General features: G+C 59.3%; 28 protein-coding genes and 1 pseudogene. 13 read left to right on the plus strand and 16 right to left on the minus strand.

Annotation, left to right across the window (positions count from 1 at the left end):
* Nucleotides 1–59: 59 nt before the first annotated feature.
* From CWM53_RS18340 to CWM53_RS18350, 3 genes are all read left to right on the plus strand, one after another.
* On the plus strand, nucleotides 60–590 hold the full coding sequence (locus CWM53_RS18340) for a GNAT family N-acetyltransferase (RefSeq protein ID WP_012541767.1): 531 nt from the start codon (nucleotides 60–62) through the stop codon (nucleotides 588–590).
* Between the two features lie 113 nt (nucleotides 591–703).
* Nucleotides 704–2155, plus strand: a complete 1452-nt coding sequence (locus CWM53_RS18345) for a tagaturonate reductase (protein WP_074385900.1) — start codon at nucleotides 704–706, stop codon at nucleotides 2153–2155.
* 255 nt (nucleotides 2156–2410) lie between these two features.
* Nucleotides 2411–2857, plus strand: a complete 447-nt coding sequence (locus CWM53_RS18350) for a GNAT family N-acetyltransferase (RefSeq protein WP_074385899.1) — start codon at nucleotides 2411–2413, stop codon at nucleotides 2855–2857.
* A 198-nt stretch (nucleotides 2858–3055) separates the two neighbouring features.
* On the opposite strand, the pseudogene CWM53_RS18360 reads toward CWM53_RS18350, so the two are convergent.
* Nucleotides 3056–3241: pseudogene (locus CWM53_RS18360) on the minus strand (tautomerase family protein); the annotation flags it as partial.
* 175 nt (nucleotides 3242–3416) lie between these two features.
* On the opposite strand from CWM53_RS18360, the gene CWM53_RS18365 reads away from it, so the two are divergent.
* The 3 genes from CWM53_RS18365 to CWM53_RS18375 are packed head-to-tail and all read left to right on the plus strand — an operon-like array spanning nucleotide 3417 to nucleotide 4833.
* Nucleotides 3417–4133: a hypothetical protein gene (locus CWM53_RS18365; RefSeq protein ID WP_100729888.1), complete on the plus strand. Its 717-nt coding sequence runs from the start codon at nucleotides 3417–3419 to the stop codon at nucleotides 4131–4133.
* A gap of 4 nt (nucleotides 4134–4137) precedes the next feature.
* Nucleotides 4138–4332 carry a hypothetical protein gene (locus tag CWM53_RS18370; RefSeq protein ID WP_004184000.1) on the plus strand — a complete coding sequence of 65 codons (195 nt, stop codon included), beginning with the start codon at nucleotides 4138–4140 and terminating at the stop codon, nucleotides 4330–4332.
* Between the two features lie 18 nt (nucleotides 4333–4350).
* Entirely contained in the window at nucleotides 4351–4833 is a 483-nt protein-coding gene (locus CWM53_RS18375; protein ID WP_100729889.1) for an Hcp family type VI secretion system effector, read from the plus strand.
* 48 nt (nucleotides 4834–4881) lie between these two features.
* Here the strand turns inward: CWM53_RS18375 and CWM53_RS18380 are convergent, their stop codons facing one another.
* The 5 genes from CWM53_RS18380 to CWM53_RS18400 all read right to left on the minus strand — a co-directional run bounded on the left by CWM53_RS18380 (nucleotide 4882) and on the right by CWM53_RS18400 (nucleotide 8387).
* Nucleotides 4882–5262, minus strand: coding sequence for a tautomerase family protein (locus CWM53_RS18380; protein ID WP_100729890.1), 381 nt, complete (start codon nucleotides 5260–5262; stop codon nucleotides 4882–4884).
* Nucleotides 5253–5573: a carboxymuconolactone decarboxylase family protein gene (locus CWM53_RS18385; RefSeq protein ID WP_061154637.1), complete on the minus strand. Its 321-nt coding sequence runs from the start codon at nucleotides 5571–5573 to the stop codon at nucleotides 5253–5255. The genes CWM53_RS18380 and CWM53_RS18385 overlap by 10 nt, the downstream gene beginning before the upstream one ends.
* A gap of 156 nt (nucleotides 5574–5729) precedes the next feature.
* Nucleotides 5730–6491 carry a trans-aconitate 2-methyltransferase gene (tam, locus tag CWM53_RS18390; RefSeq protein WP_100729891.1) on the minus strand — a complete coding sequence of 254 codons (762 nt, stop codon included), beginning with the start codon at nucleotides 6489–6491 and terminating at the stop codon, nucleotides 5730–5732.
* Nucleotides 6492–6692: 201 nt separating this feature from the next.
* Complete coding sequence (locus CWM53_RS18395; RefSeq protein ID WP_008804940.1) at nucleotides 6693–6983, minus strand: hypothetical protein; 291 nt, start codon at nucleotides 6981–6983, stop codon at nucleotides 6693–6695.
* A gap of 216 nt (nucleotides 6984–7199) precedes the next feature.
* On the minus strand, nucleotides 7200–8387 hold the full coding sequence (locus tag CWM53_RS18400; protein WP_100729892.1) for an MFS transporter: 1188 nt from the start codon (nucleotides 8385–8387) through the stop codon (nucleotides 7200–7202).
* A gap of 181 nt (nucleotides 8388–8568) precedes the next feature.
* On the opposite strand from CWM53_RS18400, the gene CWM53_RS18405 reads away from it, so the two are divergent.
* A complete protein-coding gene (locus CWM53_RS18405) occupies nucleotides 8569–9027 on the plus strand; it encodes a VOC family protein (protein ID WP_100729893.1) in 459 nt (152 codons plus the stop codon).
* 38 nt (nucleotides 9028–9065) lie between these two features.
* Here the strand turns inward: CWM53_RS18405 and CWM53_RS18410 are convergent, their stop codons facing one another.
* The gene (locus tag CWM53_RS18410) at nucleotides 9066–9491 is read right to left on the minus strand and encodes a VOC family protein (protein ID WP_074385893.1); all 426 of its coding nucleotides are present in this window, start codon (nucleotides 9489–9491) and stop codon (nucleotides 9066–9068) included.
* Between the two features lie 550 nt (nucleotides 9492–10041).
* Entirely contained in the window at nucleotides 10042–10887 is an 846-nt protein-coding gene (locus CWM53_RS18420) for a LysR family transcriptional regulator (protein ID WP_100729699.1), read from the minus strand.
* Nucleotides 10888–10976: 89 nt separating this feature from the next.
* Between CWM53_RS18420 and CWM53_RS18425 the strand changes: the two genes are divergently transcribed.
* Nucleotides 10977–12035, plus strand: coding sequence for a nitronate monooxygenase (locus tag CWM53_RS18425; protein ID WP_227521717.1), 1059 nt, complete (start codon nucleotides 10977–10979; stop codon nucleotides 12033–12035).
* Between the two features lie 10 nt (nucleotides 12036–12045).
* Here CWM53_RS18425 and CWM53_RS18430 read toward each other — a convergent pair whose 3' ends face one another.
* Genes CWM53_RS18430 through CWM53_RS18445 form a run of 4 tightly spaced genes read right to left on the minus strand, consistent with a single transcriptional unit; the run spans nucleotide 12046 to nucleotide 15348 of the window.
* Nucleotides 12046–12705 carry a methionine ABC transporter permease gene (locus CWM53_RS18430; protein ID WP_004217626.1) on the minus strand — a complete coding sequence of 220 codons (660 nt, stop codon included), beginning with the start codon at nucleotides 12703–12705 and terminating at the stop codon, nucleotides 12046–12048.
* Nucleotides 12702–13493, minus strand: a complete 792-nt coding sequence (locus CWM53_RS18435; RefSeq protein WP_074385890.1) for a methionine ABC transporter ATP-binding protein — start codon at nucleotides 13491–13493, stop codon at nucleotides 12702–12704. Before CWM53_RS18435 ends, CWM53_RS18430 begins: the two co-directional genes overlap by 4 nt.
* The gene (locus tag CWM53_RS18440) at nucleotides 13490–14296 is read right to left on the minus strand and encodes a MetQ/NlpA family ABC transporter substrate-binding protein (protein WP_100630384.1); all 807 of its coding nucleotides are present in this window, start codon (nucleotides 14294–14296) and stop codon (nucleotides 13490–13492) included. Before CWM53_RS18440 ends, CWM53_RS18435 begins: the two co-directional genes overlap by 4 nt.
* A gap of 23 nt (nucleotides 14297–14319) precedes the next feature.
* The gene (locus CWM53_RS18445; RefSeq protein WP_032435343.1) at nucleotides 14320–15348 is read right to left on the minus strand and encodes an isopenicillin N synthase family dioxygenase; all 1029 of its coding nucleotides are present in this window, start codon (nucleotides 15346–15348) and stop codon (nucleotides 14320–14322) included.
* 283 nt (nucleotides 15349–15631) lie between these two features.
* On the opposite strand from CWM53_RS18445, the gene CWM53_RS18450 reads away from it, so the two are divergent.
* From CWM53_RS18450 to CWM53_RS18460, 3 genes are all read left to right on the plus strand, one after another.
* Nucleotides 15632–15895: a VF530 family DNA-binding protein gene (locus CWM53_RS18450; RefSeq protein ID WP_002904643.1), complete on the plus strand. Its 264-nt coding sequence runs from the start codon at nucleotides 15632–15634 to the stop codon at nucleotides 15893–15895.
* Nucleotides 15896–15916: 21 nt separating this feature from the next.
* Nucleotides 15917–16228, plus strand: coding sequence for a cupin domain-containing protein (locus CWM53_RS18455; RefSeq protein ID WP_004205936.1), 312 nt, complete (start codon nucleotides 15917–15919; stop codon nucleotides 16226–16228).
* A gap of 177 nt (nucleotides 16229–16405) precedes the next feature.
* A complete protein-coding gene (locus CWM53_RS18460) occupies nucleotides 16406–17161 on the plus strand; it encodes a VOC family protein (protein ID WP_100630386.1) in 756 nt (251 codons plus the stop codon).
* Nucleotides 17162–17170: 9 nt separating this feature from the next.
* Here the strand turns inward: CWM53_RS18460 and CWM53_RS18465 are convergent, their stop codons facing one another.
* Entirely contained in the window at nucleotides 17171–18115 is a 945-nt protein-coding gene (locus CWM53_RS18465; protein WP_100729697.1) for an AraC family transcriptional regulator, read from the minus strand.
* Between the two features lie 105 nt (nucleotides 18116–18220).
* Between CWM53_RS18465 and CWM53_RS18470 the strand changes: the two genes are divergently transcribed.
* A complete protein-coding gene (locus CWM53_RS18470) occupies nucleotides 18221–19459 on the plus strand; it encodes an MFS transporter (RefSeq protein ID WP_100675605.1) in 1239 nt (412 codons plus the stop codon).
* Here the strand turns inward: CWM53_RS18470 and hpxE are convergent.
* Nucleotides 19436–20410 carry a molybdenum cofactor-independent xanthine hydroxylase subunit HpxE gene (hpxE, locus tag CWM53_RS18475; protein ID WP_100729696.1) on the minus strand — a complete coding sequence of 325 codons (975 nt, stop codon included), beginning with the start codon at nucleotides 20408–20410 and terminating at the stop codon, nucleotides 19436–19438. The genes CWM53_RS18470 and hpxE overlap by 24 nt on opposite strands.
* A gap of 11 nt (nucleotides 20411–20421) precedes the next feature.
* The gene (hpxD, locus tag CWM53_RS18480) at nucleotides 20422–21459 is read right to left on the minus strand and encodes a molybdenum cofactor-independent xanthine hydroxylase subunit HpxD (RefSeq protein ID WP_100729695.1); all 1038 of its coding nucleotides are present in this window, start codon (nucleotides 21457–21459) and stop codon (nucleotides 20422–20424) included.
* A 125-nt stretch (nucleotides 21460–21584) separates the two neighbouring features.
* Here hpxD and hpxR point away from each other — a divergent pair, with 125 nt between their 5' ends.
* Entirely contained in the window at nucleotides 21585–22508 is a 924-nt protein-coding gene (gene hpxR, locus CWM53_RS18485; protein ID WP_048333658.1) for a LysR family hpxDE operon transcriptional regulator HpxR, read from the plus strand.
* Here hpxR and hpxO read toward each other — a convergent pair.
* Complete coding sequence (gene hpxO / locus CWM53_RS18490) at nucleotides 22489–23643, minus strand: FAD-dependent urate hydroxylase HpxO (RefSeq protein ID WP_061154625.1); 1155 nt, start codon at nucleotides 23641–23643, stop codon at nucleotides 22489–22491. The two genes, hpxR and hpxO, sit on opposite strands and share 20 nt — an antisense overlap.
* Between the last annotated feature and the right edge of the window lie 28 nt (nucleotides 23644–23671).

Here is a 23671-nt window from a genome sequence, read left to right on the forward strand (position 1 = left end):
CCGCTTGTGTTAATTTTTGGTTAAAAACATAGTGATGTGGTCAATTACAGGGAGCTTCCATGACCACATCCTTTTCACTGCGCACGCTGTCGCGTGACGATATTCTGCACCACCTCCCGGCATTAAGCGATATCCTGGCAAGCTGCGTCAACGGCGGCGCCTCGGTAAGTTTTATGCTGCCCTTTAGCGCGCAGACGGCGACTACTTTCTGGCAACACACTGCCGACAGCGTGGCGGCCGGGGAGCGCATCGTACTGGTGGCCCTCGACGCCAGCGAGCAACCCATCGGTACCGTGCAACTTATTACCCGCCAACCGGAAAACCAGCCCCATCGTGCGGATGTCGCTAAACTTTTGGTTCACCAAAATGCCCGCCGCCAGGGGATTGCCAACGCGCTGATGAGCGAGCTAGAGCATGTTGCCCGACAGGAAGGGAAGACGGTGTTGGTGCTGGACACGGCAGCCGGTAGCGGGGCGGAGCAGTTCTATGTCCGCTGTGGCTGGGAAAAAGTGGGGGAAATCCCGCGCTATGCGCTGATGCCTGACGGAGAGATGACCGCCACCTCACTGTTCTATAAGTTTTTGCCCTGACGGCCGCTATTGCAGAATGCTTTGATCAAAACGGGGTTTCACTGGTAGAAAAACCTGATAACTTATTGGACCAATTACTCAGGTTGTATGACTACTATTAGAGGGAACCCATTGTGAAAACATTAAACCGTCGTGATTTCCCCGGCGCGCAGTACCCTGACCGTATCATCCAGTTTGGTGAAGGCAACTTCCTGCGCGCATTCGTTGACTGGCAGATAGATCTCCTCAACGAGCATACCGACCTGAATGCGGGCATTGTGGTCGTCCGTCCTATTGCGACGGATTTCCCGCCTTCACTGAGCACCCAGGACGGCCTTTACACCACCATTATTCGCGGTCTGAACGAGAAGGGTGAGGCGGTGAGCGACGCGCGTCTGATCCGCTCGGTCAACCGGGAGATCAGCGCTTACGCTGACTTCGACGCTTTTTTACGTCTGGCGCATAACCCGGAGATGCGGTTTGTCTTCTCCAATACCACTGAGGCGGGCATCAGCTACCATGCAGGGGATCGTTTTGACGACGCGCCGCCGGTCAGCTATCCGGCGAAACTGACGCGCCTGTTGTTTGAGCGCTACCAGCATTTCGCCGGTGCGGCCGACAAGGGATGGGTGATTATTCCCTGCGAACTGATCGATTATAACGGCGAGGCGCTGCAGGCGCTGGTGCTGCGCTATGCTGCCGAGTGGCAACTGCCGCAGGCGTTTATCCGCTGGCTGACCTCAGCGAACACCTTCTGTTCGACGCTGGTGGATCGCATCGTAACCGGCTATCCGCGTGATGAAGTGGCGGCCCTTGAGGCACAGACTGGCTATAAAGATGCCTTCCTTGATACCGCCGAGCATTTCTACCTGTTTGTGATCCAGGGGCCTGCCTCGCTGGCGGCCGAGCTGCGTCTCGATAAACTGCCGCTGAATGTGCGCATTGTGGACGATATCAAGCCGTATAAAGAGCGCAAAGTGGCGATCCTCAATGGGGCGCATACCGCGCTGGTGCCGGTGGCTTTCCAGGCTGGGATCGACACCGTGGGTGAGGCGATGAACGATGCGGAGATTTGCGCGTTTGTCGAAAAAGCGATTTATGACGAGATTATTCCGGTGCTGGATCTGCCGCGCGATGAGCTTGAATCATTTGCCAGCGCCGTGACCGGGCGCTTCCGTAACCCGTATATTAAACATCAGCTGCTCTCGATTGCGCTCAACGGTATGACCAAATACCGCACCCGCATTCTGCCGCAGCTGCTGGCAGGGCAGCAAAAGAGTGGGCAACTGCCGCCGCGGCTGACTTTTGCGCTGGCAGCACTGATCGCCTTCTACCGGGGAGAGCGGGAGGGTGAACGCTATCCGGTACAGGATGATGCCGAATGGTTGACGCGATACCAGACGCTGTGGGCCCGGCATCGGGATCGCCAGATGAGCACCCGCGAGCTGGTGAGTGCGGTACTCAGCGTAGAGGCTCACTGGGAACAGGACTTGAGCCAGATCCCGGGGCTGGTGGAGCAGGTGACTGCCGACCTCGATGCTATCCTGTCCCGCGGTATGCGTGATGCTGTACAGCCCTTGTGCTGATAGCGGACGTCATTGACCCGGCTGCGGCCGGGTTTTAAAGCCCCTTCATTAGTTACAACATGCTTTTTTATCACGGCTATCGAGCCGGTCGGTCACTCCGCTGCAAAAAAGCCTTTTAGTGCCAAATCGCCCCCTGCAAGGAGAGAATTGCCGCTATGCCGCTTGAACATGTGGCTGCACAGGAAAATAATGGTTTGAACCCATTTTCCCTGCCAATGTTCGCAGGCTAATTCATTCATCTGTAAGGAAACTCGCATGGTCATCGATATCCGGGAAATACGGCCGCACGACAAAGCCGAATGGCTTAATCTCTGGGAAGGCTATACCCGCTTCTATGGCAGCCCGCAGCCGGAAGAGGTGACCGAATGCACCTGGCAGCGAATGCTGGACATGAACTCCCCGGTGCTGGGCAGGGTGGCTGTGGTCGATGATACGGTGGTGGGGTTCGCCATCTGCATTCTTCACGAGGGAACCTGGGTCACCACGCCAATCTGCTATCTGGAGGATCTGTTTGTCGATCCTGCCTTCCGTGGACAAGGCATTGCCAGAACAATCATTAAGTCGCTGCAAACCGAAGGGGCAGACAAAGGCTGGTCGCGGTTGTACTGGCATACGCGCCATGATAATCCAGCCCGTCATCTGTATGATGAGTTTACCCCGGCTGACGATTATGTGCGCTACAGGATCACGCTTGGGTCCTGAAGCGGTAAGAGGTTGTTAAGCTTTTCCCGCTATAACAGGGGAAACCGGCTCAGGAGAAGCAACGATGGAAAAACGTCTCGACACAGTGGTCAATCTGATTATGTTTCTTTCACTATTGGCTACGGCCTGGGATCTCTCACTGGTGCATCATCTCGCCTGGTAGCCTGAAACGCGGCGCCTCTTGCGGCGCCGCTGGCGTTATTCATCCGCCATCTTCCCTGCGCTAAAACTCCAGTCCTCCCGCTGGTTAAACTGGATAACCACCATCACGTCCTGCGGGCTGACCGCCATCTCATCGTCTAACCGCGCACAGAGTCGACGATAAAGCCCCTGTTTCTGCGCCCGGCTGCGCGGTTTCCCGGCGAAAATATGAAACAGCACGAAGTAATAGCTAACTGAGATATTTTTAACCGGGCAGGGTGCGAGTGAATTTAAACAAAAAAGAGTAAAGTCAATAATACTATCAAGGCCATCATTTTATAAGTATATTGAAAGGCCAAATGATCATAAGAAATATGTGCAGGAACAATGAATGATCTAATAAAGGAAGGATCTGATTATCTATTATAGGGATTTCATTATTACCTCTATCGAGGCAGAGCGTATTCTGGCCATGAAATTTGATGAAGCATTTTCTGGAGTGAAAAAGAATGTTATTGATACACTGAATCAAATGGGAAATGGTATAACCCGTGCTTCGTATTATACTTCCTGCTTAATGGATAATTATCAGGATGTTTGCTCTAAGTTAAAGCAAGAGGACACAAGATTTATTGCAGGGCTGGCGCAGTTAGTTAAAAACCGTGATATCATTTTCCAAATGATTAAAATATATATAGAAACCTACTTTCAAAATAAAAAAGAAGAAAAAGCTCAATATATTCTCAAGAAGCTTGTCGGGGCGGGAGTTTACATATCATCAGCAGGATTAACTAATCGGATTTTAATCATGGCAGTAGCAACCATGATTTGCCAGACTTCCAGGTTTAATACTGTTGTATATGGGCGTATCAACAGGGCAAGGTCATTAGTCCTTAAAGGGAGTGTAACTGCTACCGCAGTGGTATTGAACGTGTATGGATTGATTCAGGATGCCGCAAAGAGCGCTGACAATTTGAAAATGCATAATTCATTTTATTACAATGCCTTATATGCCAACCATCTGGAGATGATGTACTTTCTCATCGAACCTGTCCTCACAGGAGTTCCTTATTTAAATCCGATGATTATTTCTGATGATGAACTTGCTGAATTACTTATTAAATTAATGAGGTGAATGAATGGGTTTCTTGAAAAGATGGTTAAAGGAAGAGTTCATTCTTTTTTTATGGGGGTGGGGCATTGTATTATTAATCATTGTATTTAGCATGATTGCAGTCTCTCTTTTTCCTGACATTGCCATTAACTTAATAGGACTTTTTATTTTATTAATCATTGGGTTTCACGTTGTTGTTTGGTTTAAAGTTAAAAACTGATATGAAAGAGGAGGGGTAATGTCAAATCCAGCATATTTATGGTTAACTGATGAGAATGATTCGCCTATTATAGGTTCTTGCCTGATGCCCACACGCACAGGTTCCATCGAATTGCGCGCAGTGAATCATCATGTTTGGTTACCTACCGATAATAATACAGGAAAGCTGACGGGAACCCGTCTTCATACACCGGTTAAAATTCAAAAAGAGTTTGACAGAACAACACCTTTGTTATTTAGGGCTCTTTGTGAAGGTCGAACATTAAAATCGGCAACGCTAAAAATGTACAGAATAAATGAGGCGGGACTGGAAATTGAATATTTTAACATAGCGATGGCGAATATTAAGATTACGGCAATCACACCAAATTTACATCCGGCCGGAATGACAAGTACTCACCTTGAAGACATTGATTTCCGTTATGAGACGATCACCTGGAGATACACAGAAGGGAGCATCATGTATCGTGATTCATGGAACGATCGCTGTTGTGCCTGGTAGCAAATGATATAGTCCTGAAACGCGGCGCCTCTTGCGGCGCCGCTGGCATTATTCATCCGCCATCTTCCCTGCGCTAAAACTCCAGTCCTCCCGCTGGTTAAACTGGATAACCACCATCACGTCCTGCGGGCTGACCGCCATCTCATCGGCTAACCGCGCACAGAGCCGACGATAAAGCCCCTGTTTCTGCGCCCGGCTGCGCGGTTTCCCGGCGAAAATATGAAACAGCACGAAGCGGGCGCTGCGTCCGTCGCTGAGGTAGTTCGGGTCGTAAATGCGCCGCTCGTCGGCGGCCTGCTCGATAAACTGAAATTTATCTGCTGACGGCACGTCGAACTCCGCCACCAGACACTCATGAAAGAGCGCCGACAATTGAGCAAACTCCGTGGGACGCCAGGCCATGCCAAGCGATATGCGAGTCAGGGGCATGGTGTCTCCTGCTCATTCAGACAGGTCAGGGCGCTGGCCGCCGCCGGCCAGCCGGCATAGAACGCCAGATGGGTAAACAGCTCGACGATTTCGGCCTGGCTCAGGCCATTTTGATAGCCGAGAGCGATATGCCACGGCAGCTGCTGGGTTTTACCCAACGCCGTCAGGGCAGAAAGGGTAATCAGGCTCCGTTCGCGGGGCGACAGATCGCGGCGTGCCCAGATATCACCAAACAGTACCGTTTCGGTCAGTTCGGCCAGTTTTGGCGCAATGGCGGCCAGGGTGTTGCGATTAACAGCGTTATTTTCCACAGTGACTCCCGTTATTGGGTGTTGAGATGGCAATCACTGTCGCATGCCGGGAAAGAGGTTGAATATCGCAATGTTCAGGATGTTTCATCCTGATAAGCAGGACGATTTTTCGCCCTGTTTTCCATGCCCATTACTACGCTTAAGCGCACATGCCGATCAGACGACTATTTTTCGCGCCACGATAAACAGTCTGGGGAATCGCAGGAGCACCTTTCCGTTACACTGTAACGGATAGTGGGCGGTCAGCAATTCGACATAGCGTATCAGGAACGCGCTTCTGGACTGCTCGTCCAGGCCGGCCAGATAGGGACGCAATCCGGTCCCCTGCAGCCAGTCGCTTATCGCCTGATGGGAAGCGAGGGGATGAAAATAGGTGGTGCGCCAGATATCAACTTCACAACCCTGACGGGTCAGCATGCCATACCAGGCGTCCGGCGGGAGCAAGGGCTGGCGCCCGCGGTCCGGTAATCCTTGTTCGTTGGCGACCTGGCGCATCAGGGTATGCGAAGGTTCCTGCCAGTTATCCGGCATTTGCACAGCCAGCGTCCCGTTGACTGCCAGCTGCGCCACCAGATGCGGAAACAGCGTCTCATGATCCGCCAGCCACTGCAGAGAGGCGTTCGCATAGATCACGTCTACCGGTTGCGCAGGCCGCCAGCGGGCAATATCGGCGTCGATGAACTCACAGTCGGGTAAGGCCTGTGCCGCCTGCGCCAGCATGGCCGGGGAGTTATCGATACCGGTGATTGCCGCCAGTGGCCAGGCGGCGCGCAGCAGGCGGGTGCTGTTTCCCGGCCCGCAGCCAAGGTCGACAACGTGCTCAACCTGCAGATGGGCGATACGCGAGAGCAGATCGGCCGCGGGGCGGGTACGTTCAGCGTCAAATTGCAAATACAAAGAAGGGTTCCAGTCAGCCATAGCGCGTTCCTGTGTGAGGGAAGACTGGGCAAAGCATAGAACGCCACAGGCCGACTGTCAGCCGCCGAATGTGACCAGCGGTAACCCACTTCGTGACAGTGTCACAAAAAGAATAAACATCGTGGGGTTTTCGCGTCTTGTCGTTACGCTCAGGGATGCGGTGGGATGGACAGTCACTGCGCCCGCAATGGGCGCAATGTCTTATTCGGCGTTCTTGAGCGCTTCGGCTCGGCTGGCGGTGGCGTAAACAAAATCCAGCATCGGTTCGAGATCGGTGTCGTAACCGGCCTGAATGATTTTTCCTCGCAGCCATTCGATTTCGCTGGTGATATCGGGCGGGAAGATGTTGTTATCCTGCGCCCGGCGTAGCCATTTCAGCAGAAAGTTATTCTTTCCTCTGATACCGCCCGATTTTTTCGACTTTCCGTGCATCTTCAGCGCGACCAGGACGCAGTAATAGAAATGAACGCGCTGATTAAAACTTTGGTGCATGTCTGTGTTTCCCGCCAGAATCAGGAATTCACCGTGTGGGTCAGTGATTCGGATTGGACTACGGCGCCGGGCTGGATCGTTGTGCGATCTCTGTTGTTCTCCGCTACCGTCCTTGCATCTGTCGTCAGACGCTGAGGAGGATGTTTGCACGGAAGCCGAATCGTCGTCAATTGCCGATTCGTTTTTTGCCCGCGGCGACCCGCGGGCCAGGCCTGATTACGCCCTTGAGACGGCTCTCTGTTGTCGCTGGACGCGTAAAATGAGCAGGAAAGCGAACACCACGACGATCGCCGCCAACAGATATAGCGTGGCGAGGTCGTAGAAGCCGGCGACCCATCCGGCCAGCGGCCCGGTGAGTCCCAGCGCCAGGTCAAGAAACGCCGAGTAGGTGCCGAGGGCGGTCCCCTGGTTTTGCTCTTCCACCTGTTTGACTGCCTCGACCCCTAACGCCGGGAAGACCAGGGAAAAACCCGAACCGGTGAGAAAGGCGCCGACGCCGGCCACCCAGGCTGACGGCGCCAGCCAGATCAGCAGCAGGCCAAGACACTCGATCACAAAGCAGACCAGCGAGACCGGGACCCCGCCATAGCGGGTAATGGTATTTCCCAGCACCAGGCGGACGCAGATAAAGCCGACGCTGAACAGGGAGAGGGTAAACGCCGCGCCCTGCCAGCTGTGCGCCGCAAAATAGAGGGTGATGAAGGTGGCGATAACGCCGAAGCCAACGGTACCAAAGGCCAGCCCCAGGCCATAAGGCCAAATTTTTCGGACCACCGCGTGAAAGGGCGCTCTGACCCCAGCGGTCACGCTGACATCCTGGCGGGTGCGGGCGAACAGCAGGCCGATGGCGGCCACCACCACCACCACCGTGGCAAATCCGCTAATGCCGAAATAGTGGTTAAGGGTGACCCCCAGCGGCGCCCCGATCGCCATGGCGACATAGGTCGCCACGCCATTCCAGGAGATCACCCGCGAGGTATGGATCGCGCCGACAGTTTTGATCCCCCAGAGCGTGGCGCCGGTCGCGGTAAAGCTCTCCCCGACGCCAAGAAACACCCGGCCCGCCAGCAGCGCGGCGATGGCTAGCATCGGCGTCGCCTGCAGCAGCACCGCCAACAGGGTAAATGCGCCGCTCAGCAGACAGCAGATGATCCCGAGACTGACCACTTTTTTCGGGCCCCAGATATCGGTATAGCGCCCGGCGTGCGGTCGACTGATCAGCGTTGAAATGTATTGCAGGCTGATCACAATCCCGGCGACAAAGGTGCTGTAGCCCAGCTGATAGTGAATGTACCCCGGCAGTACGGCCAGCGGCAGGCCGATGGAGAGATAGCAGATACAGGTGAAGACAACGATCGAAATGATGCGCAAATTGAGTTGCGTGGTGCTGACGGAAGTGCTCATAGGGATAAGTGTTTAATACAAGGGATGTTTAGCATAGCGCGCCGCGAGGGCGCTGGCGAGTCGCGATGGCGTTTTATCCGTTACGGATGTTCGTGCATGCGCCCGCCATTAATAGGGTTTGCCGCTGGCGCCTGCGTACGGGCATGATGGCGTTATCTTACCGCCGCGTTCAGGAGAGAACATGTCCCACGATTTCGCTGATAATTTCGCTGATATTGACGTTTTGTTCATTGCGGGCTTCGGTCCCATCACCCGCAGCACGTCGCAAAGCCGTGACTTCTATTGTCAGGCGTTGGGGTTGCCGCTGAAGCCGATGCCGGGTAACGAGGCGTATCTGCTCAGCGAGCAGGATGCCATCGGCGGGGTGAAACATTTCGCGCTGTGGCCGCTGGCGCAGGCGACGCAGTCCTGCTTTGGTCAGGACCAGTGGCCGGAGACGGAGCCGGTGCCGCAGGCATGGATTGAGTTTGAGGTCCGCGACCTGGCTGCGGCGACGGCGCGGCTGCAGCAGCAAGGATACCGCCTGCTCGTCGCGGCGCGCGACGAACCGTGGGGACAGACGGTCACCCGATTGCTCAGTCCGGAAGGGCTGCTGGCCGGGCTCACGGTGACGCCGTGGCTGCGGGCGGAAGAGTCTTAACGCCCACGCCGGGCGCTGCGCAGGACACACAGGAGAGGCTATTGACTCTCCTCGTGATCGGAAGCGCTTCGCACTTCTCCCCAGGTACGGTTTTGCAATACAGTGCGATAGCCGTCCCGGTCGACGAAAGTGACGCCATTGACCTCCCAGTAAGGGTTAAACGCCGTGACGCGCAGAAATCCGGCGGCGTCCATGGCGGCGCACTGTGCTTCCCATTCCGCCTGCTGCGGGTAATACAGCACCAGCAAATCTTCATCTCCTGGCGAGGGAGTGACGGGATGGTGGCGACAGTGGGTGAATTCCAGATGCCAGTCTGCGGCGGGCGCGCCGAGCATTATCCCGCTGAATCCTTCATGATCGGTAAAACTGCCGAGCTGCTGAAGCCCCAGCCCGGCGCAATACATGCTGGCGGCGGCGTCCAGTTCACTGACCGGTCTGGCGATGCGCATATGACAGAACGACATAATGACTCCCGTAAGGCGTGGGCCGGGTCAGGCGTAGCCGCCACCCGGCAAAAAAGCGGCATCATAGCCGCGACCTGGCGCCCGGCGGCGCTGCGCTTGCGCGGGCCTACGGACCGAAGAATCGCTTTAGCGCTGAAAGCGCAGCCCTGTAGGCCGGGTCAGGCGTAGCCGCCACCCGGCAAAAAAACGGCATCATAGCCGCGACCTGGCGCCCGGCGGCGCTGCGCTTGCGCGGGCCTACGGACCGAAAAATCGCTTTAGCTGAAAGCGCAGCCCTGTAGGCCGGGTCAGGCGCAGCCGCCACCCGGCAAAAAAGCGGCATCATAGCCGCGACCTGGCGCCCGGCGGCGCTGCGCTTGCGCGGGCCTACGGACCGAAGAACCGCTTTGGCCTGAAAGCGCAGCCCTGTAGGCCGGGTCAGGCGTAGCCGCCACCCGGCAAAAAAGCGATTCTTTCGCGAGTTGATACTGTAGCGGTAAAACGCCCCTGCGTTTGTCTGGAAGAGCCCTTGTACGCCTCATACGAGTGCATCGCGGTTTCCTTTTTCAGCTTAGTCGTTCGCCACGCTTTGCAACAGCTTGCGCCACTCGCTAAGGGCGGGGACGCTGAATCCGTTGCGCCAGATAAGTTGGGTGGTCGCCTCGCACAGCGGTTCGCTAAGGCAGTTTTCTGGAAGCGTCATCAGCGCCAGCACGCTCTGCGGCAGCAGGCCGGCGTAGCGTCCGGAAGCCACGCAGGCGAGCATGCTGTGATAGGAGTTCACCTCATGTACCTCGACGGTCATCTGCTGCGCCGCCAGCCAGCGTTCGCCCAGCGCGCGGTAGCTGCAGCCGCTGGCGAATGCCGCGAACCGCAGCGGGCCCGGGGTCTGCGGACGGACCACCATCAGAGTTTCATAAAACACCGGGGCTGATTCCAGTTCGGGCGGACACGCGGGTTGACCATCTGCGCCCGGCGGCAGGCAGACCAGCGCGGCATCGAGGCTGGCGTTGACCACCTGCTCGATCAGCTGGCAGGTAGGCTGGGTGATCAGCAACACCTCTACCTGCGGGCACCGCTGTTGAAAGCGAGTCAGCAGCGGCGGCAGACGGCTGGCGGCGGTTGCCTCCATCGCGCCCAGCCGCAGGGTACCGCCGGGCGTCGCTGGATGCAGGGCCTGCTTTGCCTCCTCCGCGAGACTCAGGATCCGCCGGGCATAGCTGAGAAACTGAATGCCTGCCGGGGATGGCACCATCTTTTTGTTGCTACGGACGAAGAGTTCCACGCCAAGTTCCTCTTCCAGCTGCTGAATACGGGTGGTGATATTGGATTGCGCGCGGCCGAGCCGTTTCGCTGCCTGCGTCACGCTTTGCGTTTCTGCCACCTGGATAAAGATCTGCAGTGTGCTGTGGTTCATATTTTTATTCTCAATATGAAAATGATATTGATCTTATCATCTTTAAAGGAGATGGTAAGCCTCCGGCATCGCTAATGCATGAGGAAACCATGAGCAACCCGCTGCTTTCGCTTCTTGATATTGATTATCCCCTGATTCAGGCCCCGATGGCGGGCGTCTCCACCCCCGCGTTGGCTGCCGCGGTAAGTCATGCCGGCGCGCTGGGTTCGCTGGGGCTGGGCGTTTCAACCGTTGCCCAGGCGGAAGCGATGATAGTCGCCACCCGCCAGCTGACGGACCGTCCGTTCAATGTCAATCTGTTCTGTCATGCGCCGCCCCGGCGCGACGCCCGGCGGGAAGCCGACTGGGCAGAGACGTTGCGCCCCCATTTTGCCCGCTATGGCAGTACGCCACCGGATTCGTTAAGCGAGATCTACCAGACATTTATCGGTCATGCGCCGATGCTGGAGCTGCTTCTCGACCTGTCGCCGGCGGTGGTGAGTTTTCATTTTGGTCTTCCTGAACGTGAGACGATCCAGCGTCTGCGACAGCAGGGGATTGTCACCCTGGCGACGGCAACCTCGCTCCAGGAGGCGCTGCTGATTGAACAGCAGGGGATCGACGTAGTGGTCGCTCAGGGCTATGAGGCGGGCGGGCACCGGGGGATCTTTGCTCCGCAGGAGCCTGATGCCCAACTGAGCACGTTCACCCTGGTGCAACTTCTGCGGCGTCGGCTAACCATCCCGGTGGTAGCCGCCGGGGGCATCATGGACGGGGCGGGGATCACCAGCGTAATGCAGTTGGGGGCGCAGGGCGTTCAGCTCGGTACGGCGTTTTTACTGTGTCCGGAATCGGCCGCCGACGCCGGTTATCGCGCGGCGATCAACAACAGCATTGACGGACGTACGGTGCTGACCTCCGCGATATCCGGGCGTCCGGCACGCTGTCTGGCGAATGCCTTCTGTGCGCTGGGGGAAGCCTGTCCGGCGAGCGCCGTGCCGGATTATCCGCTGGCGTATGATATCGGCAAAGCGCTGGCCGCCGCCGCGAAAGCCCAGGGCGTCCATGAGTATGGCGCCCACTGGGCCGGGCAGGGTGTGGGGTTGATCCGCGAGGGTGACGCCGCCGGTCTGGTGCGCCAGCTGGCGGCAGAGTGCGGCTGGAACTAATGTCTGACGGTTAGCGACGGTGAGCGAGGCTGCGCACCAGCCGATCGCCGGCCATTTGCACCCCCTGGACCATCGCCACCAGGATCAGCACCGTGCCAAACATGACTTCATTATTAAACCGCTGATAGCCGTAGCGGATGGCGAGGTCGCCGAGTCCACCGCCGCCGATCACACCGGCCATGGAGGAGAAACCAATCAGCATCACGATGGTCAGCGTGATCCCGGCCAGCAGCGTTGGCAGGGCTTCCGGCAGCAGGGATTTAAAAATCACGTGCCAGACGTTACCGCCCATCGACAGAATGGCTTCGATTCTCCCGTAGTCCACCTCGTCGAGCGCGTTTTCCGTCAGACGGGCAAAGAACGGAAAGGCGCCGATGGTCACCGGCACGATGGCGGCGGTGCTGCCCAGCGTGGTGCCGACGATCAGGCGGGTAAAGGGGATCAGGGCGATCAGCAGCACGATAAACGGCAGCGACCTGCCGATGTTGATCACCGCACCTAACAGCGCGTTCAGTTTCGGCATCGGCGCCAGCCCGTTGGCGCGGGAAATAAATAACAGCACGCCGGTGGGCAGCCCGATCAGCACGGTAAACAGGGCCGCCAGGCCCACCATATAAAGCGTATCCAGCGTGCCGTCGAGTAATAACGGCCACAAATCTTCCCAGCTCATGCTACTCCGCATAATGGCCTCCCCTGAACGCCGTGACGGGTAAGAAAATCTTGTTCAGCCTGCGGGTCGTGCAGTAGCGACTGGCGCAGCCGCGACCATGGGGTGACCAGCAGGTCGGCGAGTTTACCGCTCTCGACAATCTCGCCCTGTTCCAGCAGCGCCGCATGGTCACAGATGGTTTTCACCACCTCCAGCTGGTGCGTAATCAGCACGATGGTCAGATTGAGGCGCTGGTTAATATCCGCCAGCAGGGCCAGCACCGAGGCGGTGGTCTCGGGATCCAGCGCACTGGTCGCCTCGTCGCACAGCAGCACTTCCGGCCGGGCGGCCAGCGCCCGGGCGATGCCGACGCGCTGTTTTTGCCCGCCGGAAAGCTGCGACGGGAAGGCGGCGGCCTTTTCGCTGAGATCCACCAGCTCCAGCAGTTCGCGCACCCGAGCCTCGCGAGCGGCCCTCGGCACCCCGGCAATCTCCAGCGGCACCGCGACGTTGTCGGCGACGGTGCGGGCATGCAGCAGATTGAAGTGCTGGAAAATCATCCCGGTACGCAGGCGATAATCCCGCAGCGCCGCCTTGTTCAACTGGGTAATATCCTGTCCGTTCACCAGAATGCGGCCCGAGGTGGGCCGCTCCAGTAAATTGAGACAGCGGATGAGCGTACTTTTGCCGGCGCCACTGCGCCCGAGAATGCCGTATATTGCCCCTTTCGGTATCTGCAACGCGATATCGTTCAGCGCCGGTCGGCCGGTTCCGGCGTAGGTTTTGCTCAGCCCTTCGATGGTTATCATGACTGAGGGGCCACCGGGATCACCGAGCCGTTGTAGGTTTTACGGATAAACTCCGCCACCTGCGGTGACGTCAGATCTTTCGCCAGCGCCTTAATGCGCGGGTCATTCGCCAGGGCTGGGGTGGTCACCAGAATATTGGCGTACGGGTTATGCTCGGCGCTTTCCAGCCCCAGGGCATCTTTTGCTGGCACCAGGCCGGCTTCCAGGGCGTAGTTGCCGTTAATCACCGCCAGGTCGACATCGTCGAGAGAACGCGGGATCTGCGGTGATTCAATCTCCAGAATCTTCAGGTGTTTCGGGTTCTCGACAATATCCTTCGGCGTCGCCAGGGTGGTGGCCGGGTCGCTAAATTTGGGATCCAGCTTGATAAGCTTCTGCGCCTGCAGCAGGAACAGCGCCCGGCTCAGGTTAGTGGTGTTATTCGGCACCGCCACGGTGGCGTTTTCCGGCAGTGATGAGAAATCTTTATGCTTGTGCGAGTAGATCCCCAGCGGCTCAATATGAACGGTGGCCGCGACGGCAAAGGTTTTACCCAGTGCTTTTTCCTGATCCTTCAGATAGGGGACATGCTGGAAGTAGTTGGCATCCACATCGCCACTGGCCAGCAGTTCATTGGCGTTGACCCCGCTGGTCAGCTCTACCACCTTCAGATCGAGGCTGGGATCGATTTTTTTGATGTAGTTGAGGATCTCCGCGTGGGGAACCGGGTCCGCGGCGACGCGCAGCGCGGCAGCCTGGGCAGACGTCCATGCCAGAGAAAGAGACAGTGCGACCCCTGCCAGTTTAAAAGCGGCATATTTCATGGTGTGTTCCTTTTTAGTTATGGTTAAACGATCAATTGCTCGGCGCGTTCGCGAAACACGTCCTGATAGTAGCGTTCCGCCACGTCCGGATGGGAACGCAGACGGCCCTTGAGATAATTCCAGCCGACATCGCGCAGCAGCGGATTGTGCGGGTCGCTGTCTGGACCTCGCGCTTCACGCGCCAGTTCGGGCGGCAGGGTGTAAACCGGCACCACTGCGTCAAGCTGGGCACCGAGGAAGAAAGCGATGGAGAGGCGCTGCTGCTGCGCCGGCGGCGACACCACGCGATGGACGGTGGCGCGCAAATACCCGTTGGTCGCCAGCTCCAGCAGTTCGCCAATATTGACCACAAAGCTGCCGGCCAGCGGCACGGCGTCGATCCATTGTCCAGGCGCGACCTCTACCTGCAGTCCTTTTTGCTCGTCCTGCAGCAGGAAGCTGAGAAAACCGGAATCTTTATGGGCGCCGACGCCCTGGCTGCTTTGGGTCTCCTGCTGGCCGGGATAGCGGATCAGTTTGATATGCTCGTTGGGTTTCTCGCCGTAGAGCCGGTCAAAGGCGTTCTCCGGGAGCTGCAGGGCTTCGGCAAAAGCGCGCAGCAGGCGGATGCCCACCTGGGTCATCTGCTGTTGCCAGTGGAGTAACACCGGTTTAAGCGACGGCAGGGCGGCAGGCCACAGATTCGGACCCTGCAGGCGCTGCCAGCGTGGGGCGTCGTCGCTGAGGGTCAGCGCCGGACGTTCGGCGCCGATATCAAACTGCTCTCGCCAGTCAGGCTGGCCGCGCGTTAGCTCCGAGGCCGCGCGGTTATAGCCGCGAAAATGGGGGGAGTGGATCATCGCCACCTGCTGTTTTTGCGCCTCATCAAGAGCAAAAAAGCGTTGAGACTGGCGCTGAACTTCATACTGAAGCGCGTCGTCCACACCGTGGTTGATCAAATAGAAGAAGCCGATGTCGCGGGCGGCGTGACGCAGGTCGGCAAGGAAGGCCGCTTTATCCGCGGGGTCCGAGTAGCGGGCCAGGTCGAGAATCGGCAGGGTGGTCGCGTTCATTGTGTTCTCCGAAAACGGGGTAATAAGTTATGGATCGATTCAGGTTCAGGGTTCGGGCACAACAGCAGCGCATGGTGATTTCCTCTGTCCGGGGCTGAACACAGCTTGCCTCAAGGCCAAATAAGCAACCAATAACGTTATTTTCTAATTTATGACCGCGCGGGGTTCAGTGCTTTTGCGTTAAATAGATATAGGCGCGAAGCGCGTAATGAAGCCGGTTGCGCCCGTCGGTCAGAGCCAGTAAGGTAGGCGCACTTTTTTAATGCGGAACGGACGTATCGTAATGCACAGCTCGAAAGATCCTCTGCACGGCGTGACGCTGGAAGCGTTGCTCAATGCCCTGGTGGCGCGCTATGGCTGGGCGGAAATGGCCCGCCAGGTCAACATTAACTGCTTTAAAAGCGATCCCAGCATTAAGTCCAGCCTCAAATTTCTCCGCCGGACGCCGTGGGCGCGCAAAGAGGTGGAGGCCATGTATCTCGCCTCCCTTGATGATGACGCGCCGGTGGAGAAAGCGGATCCCTGGGCAAACTGGCAGAAAAAATAACCCTTACCACAGGACACCATCATGCAGAGCTGGAGCAGTAAAGATTTCACCGCCGACCGCGCGTGGGGCGCGCTGGATATCGCCAATTTTTCCGGGACCACCGTGCGTCTGCACTGGACCGACCAACCCTATATCTGGCACATCAACGATGGTCAGGAGGTGTTTGCCGTGATGGATGGTCAGGTGGCGATGCATGTGAAAGTCGACGGCGAGGAGCAGGTCATCATGCTGAACGCTGGCGATATCTTCTACGCCGAGGTGGGATGCGAGCATGTCGCCCATCCGCAGGGGGCGGCGCGTATTCTGGTGATCGAGAAAGAAGGGTCGGTCTGATCCTCCCGGCGGGCGGTTCTTAGCCCGCCGTTTCATCACCGGTCAGATTCAACATACCGCGTTGATATAAATCACTTATCCTGCTTTCGATATATTTAATTCTTGTTTGCCATTCCCTTCACCCCAGCACTATCTTTTGCCGCAGGCGCCTGAACAGGCACAATCGCGGGAGAGATCATGGCAACCTTGCAGTGGGACCACGCAGTACAGTTTGTGAATCAGCCGGAAGCGGCCATTCAGACCTTTGCCGACCAGCAGCTGCGGGCGGTAGCCGGAGGGCGGCATCCGGGGTGGGGAACCCGCAATGCGCTGAGCTATTTTGGCCTGACCTATATCGAATTCCTCGCCATTTCCGACCCGGACGAACTGCGCGCCGCGACGGACAGGTTCCTGCTTTCGCGGGATGCCGAGCGGTTGCTGCCGGAGAACGAAGCGCTGTTTCGGGTAGCGCTGCGCAGCGACGACATCGAGGCCACTCATGACCAGTTGCGTCGCAAGGGGTTGGCGGTGTCACCGATTGTCGATGGTCAGCGCAACGATCCGCAGGGCAATGTCATCCGCTGGCGGATCTTCACCATCGATGGCGACACTGACGGGCTGGTCTATCCATTTGTGCTGCAGTGGGGAGAAGACGATACCACCCGGCTGGCGCGGCTGCGTTCCCAGGAGCTGGACGTGCCGCATCCGCTGGGCGACATTGCGCTTGAGCAGGCGGTGTTCGAGGTGGTCAATCCGCAGGCGGTGCGCGATCGCTGGCAGGCGCTGCTGGGCTTCCCGCCCCAGGGGGAGCAGGGACTGGACGTGGGCGGCCAGTGGTTTACTTTCCGCGAAGGACCCGCCAACCAGCTGACCGAACTGGTGTTTCGCGTCGCCAACCCGGCGCTTAAGGGACAGCGCTTTCGCGTCGGCAACGGCGTGTATCGCTTTACATAAAAGCTGAATCTAGCGTGCCGTGGCGCGCAGGGCCCCCGGCGGCTGGCCGGTGATGCGTTTGAAGGCCCGGCTGAAGGCCGCCAGCGATTGATACCCGAGGCTGAAGGCGACCGTTTCCAGCGCCTGGCCTTCGTGGGTAATGTACTGCACCGCCAGCCGCATACGCAGCTCGGTCAGATAGCGGGCGGGGGTGGTGTCTGTCGCGGCGAGAAAACGTTCCGCGAACAGCGAGCGTGAAAGCCCCGCCTCCCGCGCCAGATCTTCCACTTTCCAGTTGACCCCCGGGCGCTGATGCATGGCATAGATCGCTTTTGCCAGCCGGGGATCGCGCAGGACCTGTACCCAACCGGTGGCGTTGCCACATCCGCACTCTACCCAGCCACGGACAATCAGCGCGGCCACCACGTCCGCCAGCCGGGCGAGGATCCCGGCATAGCCTACCTGGCGGGTGAGGGATTCCCGCTCCATTGCCACCAGCAGCGGCTGGATCTCCGGCCAGGTGTTTAGCAGGCTGCTGACCCGCATCACCTCGGGCATGGCCTTTACCAGCGGCTGCATGCCGCCGAGCTCAAAGTCCATACAACCGCTGAAAATGACGGCGCGCTCCGGGCAGTCCGGGCGGTCGCCGGCGTTGATACAGCTCACTGTGCTGCACACCGTTTCGCTGGGTAGCTGGGCCACATTGACCACCGTGGCCTGCGGATCCGAGAGCAGGGCGTGCCCGTCGCCGTTGGGAATAAACAGCGCATCGCCGCTCTCGAGGGTGAACTGTTCTCCACTGGCCATGCGCAGCAGCACCGGCCCGCGGCTGATGAAATGGAACTGGGCTTTGCCCGCCACGGCGCTAAAGCCGACACCGAACGGGCGTGCGGTTTCGATGCGCCGGTAGTTAACGCCGGAGAGGCGCATACCGCGTAACAGTTCGCTGGTCAGGTCGATAGTAGGCTGGCTCATGGTAATTCCGGACGAATAATCAATAACTGAAGAGTATGCATCATATATCGTCCGAAGGTAAGTCCCTAAGATGACCAGGATGTTAATAAAACTGGAGAGTTGTATATGAGTTCCTGCATAGCTGCTGACGCGAGCCTGTCTCCCGCCAAACCTGCCTGGCGCGCCGTCTATGCCCTGGCCCTCGGGGTGTTCGGCCTGATCGTGGCCGAGTTTCTGCCCGCCAGCCTGTTAACGCCGATGGCCAGCAGCCTCGGCGTCAGTGAAGGGATGGCCGGACAGGCGGTCACCGCGACGGCGCTGGTGGCGTTAGTCACCGGCCTGCTGATCGCCACCGCCACCCGCAATATCGATCGCCGCTGGGTGCTGATGTTCTTTTCCGTGCTGCAAATAGTCTCCAGCCTGATGGTCGCTTTTGCCGATTCGCTGGCGTTTCTTCTGCTGGGTCGTCTGCTGCTGGGGGTCGCCATCGGCGGCTTCTGGGCGATGTCCACTGCCACGGCGATGCGTCTGGTGCCGGCGGCCCATGTGCCGAAGGCGCTGGCGATCATCTTTTCCGCGGTGTCTGTCGCTACGGTGGTAGCCGCGCCGCTCGGCAGCTATCTTGGCGAGCTGATCGGCTGGCGCAACGTATTTATTCTCTGTGCGATACCCAGCCTGCTGGCGCTGCTCTGGCAACTGTGGGTGCTGCCCTCCATGCGTCCGGAGAACGTCGGGACCTTCTCCACGCTGTTCAGGGTGCTGCGCCGTCCCGGTATGCTGGGCGGCATGCTGGCGACAATCCTGATTTTTAGCGGCCATTTCGCCTTCTTTACCTACCTGCGGCCGTTCCTTGAGACCGTTGCGCAGGCCAGTGTCGAAGGGGTCTCGCTGATATTGCTCGGCTTCGGTATCGCTAACTTTATCGGCACCTCGGTGGCGAGCTATCTGCTGAGCCGTAGCCTGCGCCTGACCCTGGCGCTGGTGCCGTTGATGATGAGCGTTCTGGCGCTGCTGATGGTGACGTTTGGCCATCTGACCATGCTGGACGGGCTGCTGGTCGCCCTGTGGGGATTTGCCTTCGGTCTGGTGCCGGTGGCCTGGTCCACCTGGCTTGCCACCACCGTGCCGGATGAAGCAGAAAGCGCGGGCGGTCTGCTGGTCGCCTCTATTCAGCTGGCCATCAGCGCCGGGGCCGCCGGCGGCGGGGCGGTGTTTGATTTGCACGGCGCCAGCGGCGTCTTCACCGGCAGCGGTCTGCTGCTGTTGAGCGCGATGGTGATTGTTTTCGCCGCCGTGCGGGTGAAACCGGTCGCCAGCGCTGACCAGCCGGAGACGGGCCGCTTATCCCGCGAGATCGATAACTAAATTGGCCGACAGGCTGCGGGAGCAGCACAGCGCAATATGCTGCTCTGCGGCCTGTTTTTCCGCCTCCGACTGCACGGTATCCCGGTGGTCGACGGTTCCCTCCCGCACCGGCGTCAGGCAGGCGCCGCAGATCCCCATCTCGCAGGAGAGCGGCACCGCGACGCCATGCTCCTGTAGCACCTGGGCGATGGTTTTGTTCCCCGGGACCGGCCAGCGTTCCCCGGTGGAGGCGAGGGTGATGGTGAAGGTTCCGTCCGCCGCCGACGCTGCCGTCGGGGCGGGCGGCTGGAACGCTTCGCTGTGCAATTGCGCCTCCTCCCATCCGGCCGCCCGCGCGGTATCGCGAACCCGGGCCATAAATCCGGGCGGACCGCAGAAGTAGACCCGGGTGTCGGCGTCCGGAGCCCCCAGATCCTGCGCCAGCCGCTGGCGCGGACTCTGCCCCTCGTCTGAGCAGTGGATCTGGCAGATTCCACCGGTTAGCTGGCGGGCGATCTCGGTGGTGAAGGCGGCCTCCTGCGCACGGCTAACGTAATAGTGCAGCGTAAAGCTGGCGCCGGACGCCGCCCGGGCGTGGGCCATCGCCAGCAGCGGCGTAATGCCGATCCCGGCGGCGAGAAGCACCACATGGCCGCCCTCGTGCAGCGGAAAGTGGTTGCGCGGGGCAGAGATCATCAGCGGCTGTCCCGGGCGCAGGGTGTCGTGGACATAGCCTGAGCCACCGCGGGACTGCGCCTCGCGGGCGATGCAGAGCAGATAGTGATCCCGTTCGGCCGGGTTGCCGGTCAGGGAGTACTGACGGATCAGCCCGCAGGGAAGATGGAGATCGATATGGGCGCCGGGCGTCCACGCCGGCAGCGATTGCCCCTCGGCGCTCACCAGACGAACGGCCAGATTTTTCGCGCCCTGACGCCACAGGCCATCGACCACCACGGGGAATATGTCGCGCATATGACCTCCACTCATACCAGAAAGAAATCGCCAAAACCCATCTTCTTCAGCCCGCGCCGGTAGGCGATGGAGCTGCGGTCTGCCGGAATATGCGCCTCAAGGGTGAGATCCAGCGGCAGCCGCTCCGGACGCTGGGTCTCTACCATCAGGCGGTCCTCTTCGAACACCCGCAGGTTGAAGGCATGTACGTCTTCCACCGGCACGTGCAGGTCGAAATTGCGGGCAATAGGGGCAAACATCCGCGTCACCCGTGAGGACACCGGCGAGGCGGCGTTCATGATCACCAGCCTGGCGTCGGCGGGAAAATGGATGGTCAGCGTAGCGGTGAACGGCAGATGCATTTCAAAGTGACGCAGCCACAGGAACCCTTCTGGCGCGCGGAAATCGGAGCTGGCCGGGTAATTGCCCACCGAGCTCCAGTAGTCGGCAACAAAGCCGAACGGCGTCTCCTGCGGGGTGTAGTCCGGCACCTGCTGGTTGTCCGGATCGGCGAAGGTGTCGGTGTGGATCCACGCGAAGTGGGCGACATCGAGAAAGCCTTCGACCTGGCGGCCGGCAAAGCCCTTCACCTCGAAGGCCGGGCAGTTGATTTGCTGAAATCCCGCGTCGTCCCAGTGCGGCATGGTCGGTAACGGCGGCGGATTGTCCGGATCGCAGGCCAGGCAGGTCCAGATCAGCCCGTAGCGCTCCTCCACGGCGAAGCTGGTGAGATGCAGTTTGGCCGGAATGGGTTGCCCCGGACTGGAGGGGATACGGTTGCAGCGGCCATCCTCGCCAAAGCGCAGGCCATGATAGGGGCAGACGATGCCTTCCTCTTCATGAAACCCCAGGGTCAGCGGTACCCCGCGGTGCGGGCAGACGTCGCGGGCGACCACCACCTGGCCTTTAATACGGTAGATGACCAGCTGTTCGTCCAGCAGGGTGGCTTTCACCGGGGCGCCGGTAATATCGCAGGCGCGGGCCACCGGGTGCCAGCAGCGGGCCAGCCGCAGCCAGTCCTCTGGATCAAAGGTGCAATGGGCGGGGGGCGTGGGGGTGATTGTCTTCATGATTTCTCTTCCTGCTCACATCGGTGATTGTTTTATTGTTGTGAGATTATTGTTGTCATATTAGGGTGTTCACATCCATCACCATTAATTCACTCAGCTGTTGCAAAAAAGAGTACAGGGGTGCCATGAGTCCATTTTCCCGTTTCGCGCACTATTTTATCGCCGTGGCCCGCTGCGGCAGCTTGCGCCGGGCCGCCGAGCAGCTGCATATCTCCGCCTCGGCGATTAACCGCCAGATCCTGCAGGCCGAGGAGGCCTTCGGCACCCCGCTGTTCGAGCGCCTGCCGGAGGGACTGCGGATGACCACCGCCGGTGAACTGCTGTATGACAATCTGCTGCGCTGGCAGAAGGAATTTCGTCAAACCCGGCAGAAATTTGATGAGCTGCAGGGGATGAAGCGCGGGAGCGTCAGCGTTGGGATGGTGCAGGCGCTGGCGGAAGGGGGCTTCGCCGCCGCGCTGGCGGAGATCATCGCCAGCTGGCCGTGGCTGGAACTGAATCTGCAGGTCGCCGACAGCCACACCGTCAGCCAGAAAGTGCGTCAGGCGGACCTGGACGTCGGCCTGATCCTCGATCCGCAGGGGCAGGCCGGACTCAGCGTACTGGCCTTTGCCGAACTGGAGGTGGGGATTGTGATGCGCCCGGACCACCCCCTGGCGGGGGCGAAAGCACTGTCATTGGGCGAGCTCAGCCTGGAGCGGCATATCGTGCCCGGCGCGCCGCTGATCGTCCATGAGCGGGTGGCGCTCCTCTATCGCCACCATGACTTTGCGCCGGAGAATACCATCAGCTGCAATGATATCCGGCTCATCAAGTCGCTGGTGCTGCGCGGCAGCGGCGTGACGCTCCTCAGCCTGCTCGACGTGCTGGACGAGGTCCAGCGCGGACAGCTGGCCTTTATCCCGCTGCGCAGTACGCTGCTGCGACCGCTGACCCTGGCGCTGTGCACCGCACCCTCGCGTCAGCTTTCGCGGCCCGCGCAAATGGCCATTCAGACGCTGAGTGCGGTGATTGAATCCATGGCGACGGTCAGCCCAGCGGCCCGCTGAGGATGGTGTCGCACATGCCGTTGATAATGCGCTCCCCGGTCTCCTCGCGCAGCTCCTGGTACCAGGCTTCGGTGAGCTGCATATCCTTCCCGTGGGTAATATCGCAGCGCTTGCGCGCCTTCAGCACCAGGTCACGAACCCGGTCGCAGCGCTGGGCTTCATACTCGCGCAGGGCGGCCGCAATATCGTGGGTCTGGCGGAAAACGGCGCCCAGCACCACCGCATCTTCCATCGCCGCGCAGCCCCCCTGGCCAATATCCGGGGTGGTACTGTGTCCGGCGTCGCCCAGTAGCGCGACGCGGCCGCGCACCAGGCGGCTGAACGGCTCGATATCATGGATTTCAATACGGTTGGTGGTCTGCGGATCGAGGGTGGCGATAAGCTGCTGCACCGGCGACGCCCAACCGGCAAAGTAGCGGCTGAGGTCGGCGCGCAGCGTGTCGCGATCCTCCGCCAGCCCTGCCGGTAGCGGCACATCAAAGAAAAAGTAAAACCGGCCGTCGGAGACCGGCATCAACGAGACGCGCTTGCCTTCGCCGACAAAGGTGGTCCACTGATCGCCGGGCGCCAGCGCTTCATCTATCTCCACCAGACCGTTCCAGTTGACGTAGCCGGCGTAGCGGCGCTGCGGGGTAAAGCCCAGCACCCACGGACGCAGTGCGGAATGGCTGCCGTCGGCGGCAATCAGCAGATCGCCGCTGGCGCTGCTGCCATCGGTAAACCACACCGTCACGCCGTCGGCATCTTCCTCACAGCGGGTGACGCGTTTGCCGAACTGCACGCTTTCCCGTCCCCAGAAATCCAGCATTTCCCGCTGCAGCTCTGCCCGGGAGACCGGGCAGGGGCGGCTGCCGGTGCGTTCGATCAGCGGGGCGAGACTGAACTGGGTCATGTTCTCGCCGCTGCGGAAATCACGATACGCCATCCGGCGCAGCGGCCCGCCGAAGGTCTCCATGATGTCGCCCATGCCGAGGTGGGCCATGCACTTCACGCCGTTGGGCCACACGGAAATCGCCGCGCCGACCGGTTTGATCTCTTTCACCGCTTCATAGACGTCGCAGTCGATCCCCGACTGTTTGAGCGCCACTGCCGCACTTAAGCCGCCGATGCCGGCGCCAATCACGATTGCTTTCATTTTTTTCTCCTTCTCCCGATGTTGTGAC

Source organism: Klebsiella sp. A-Nf5 (assembly GCF_002810545.1).
GTDB classification, from domain to species: Bacteria; Pseudomonadota; Gammaproteobacteria; order Enterobacterales; family Enterobacteriaceae; genus Klebsiella; species Klebsiella variicola.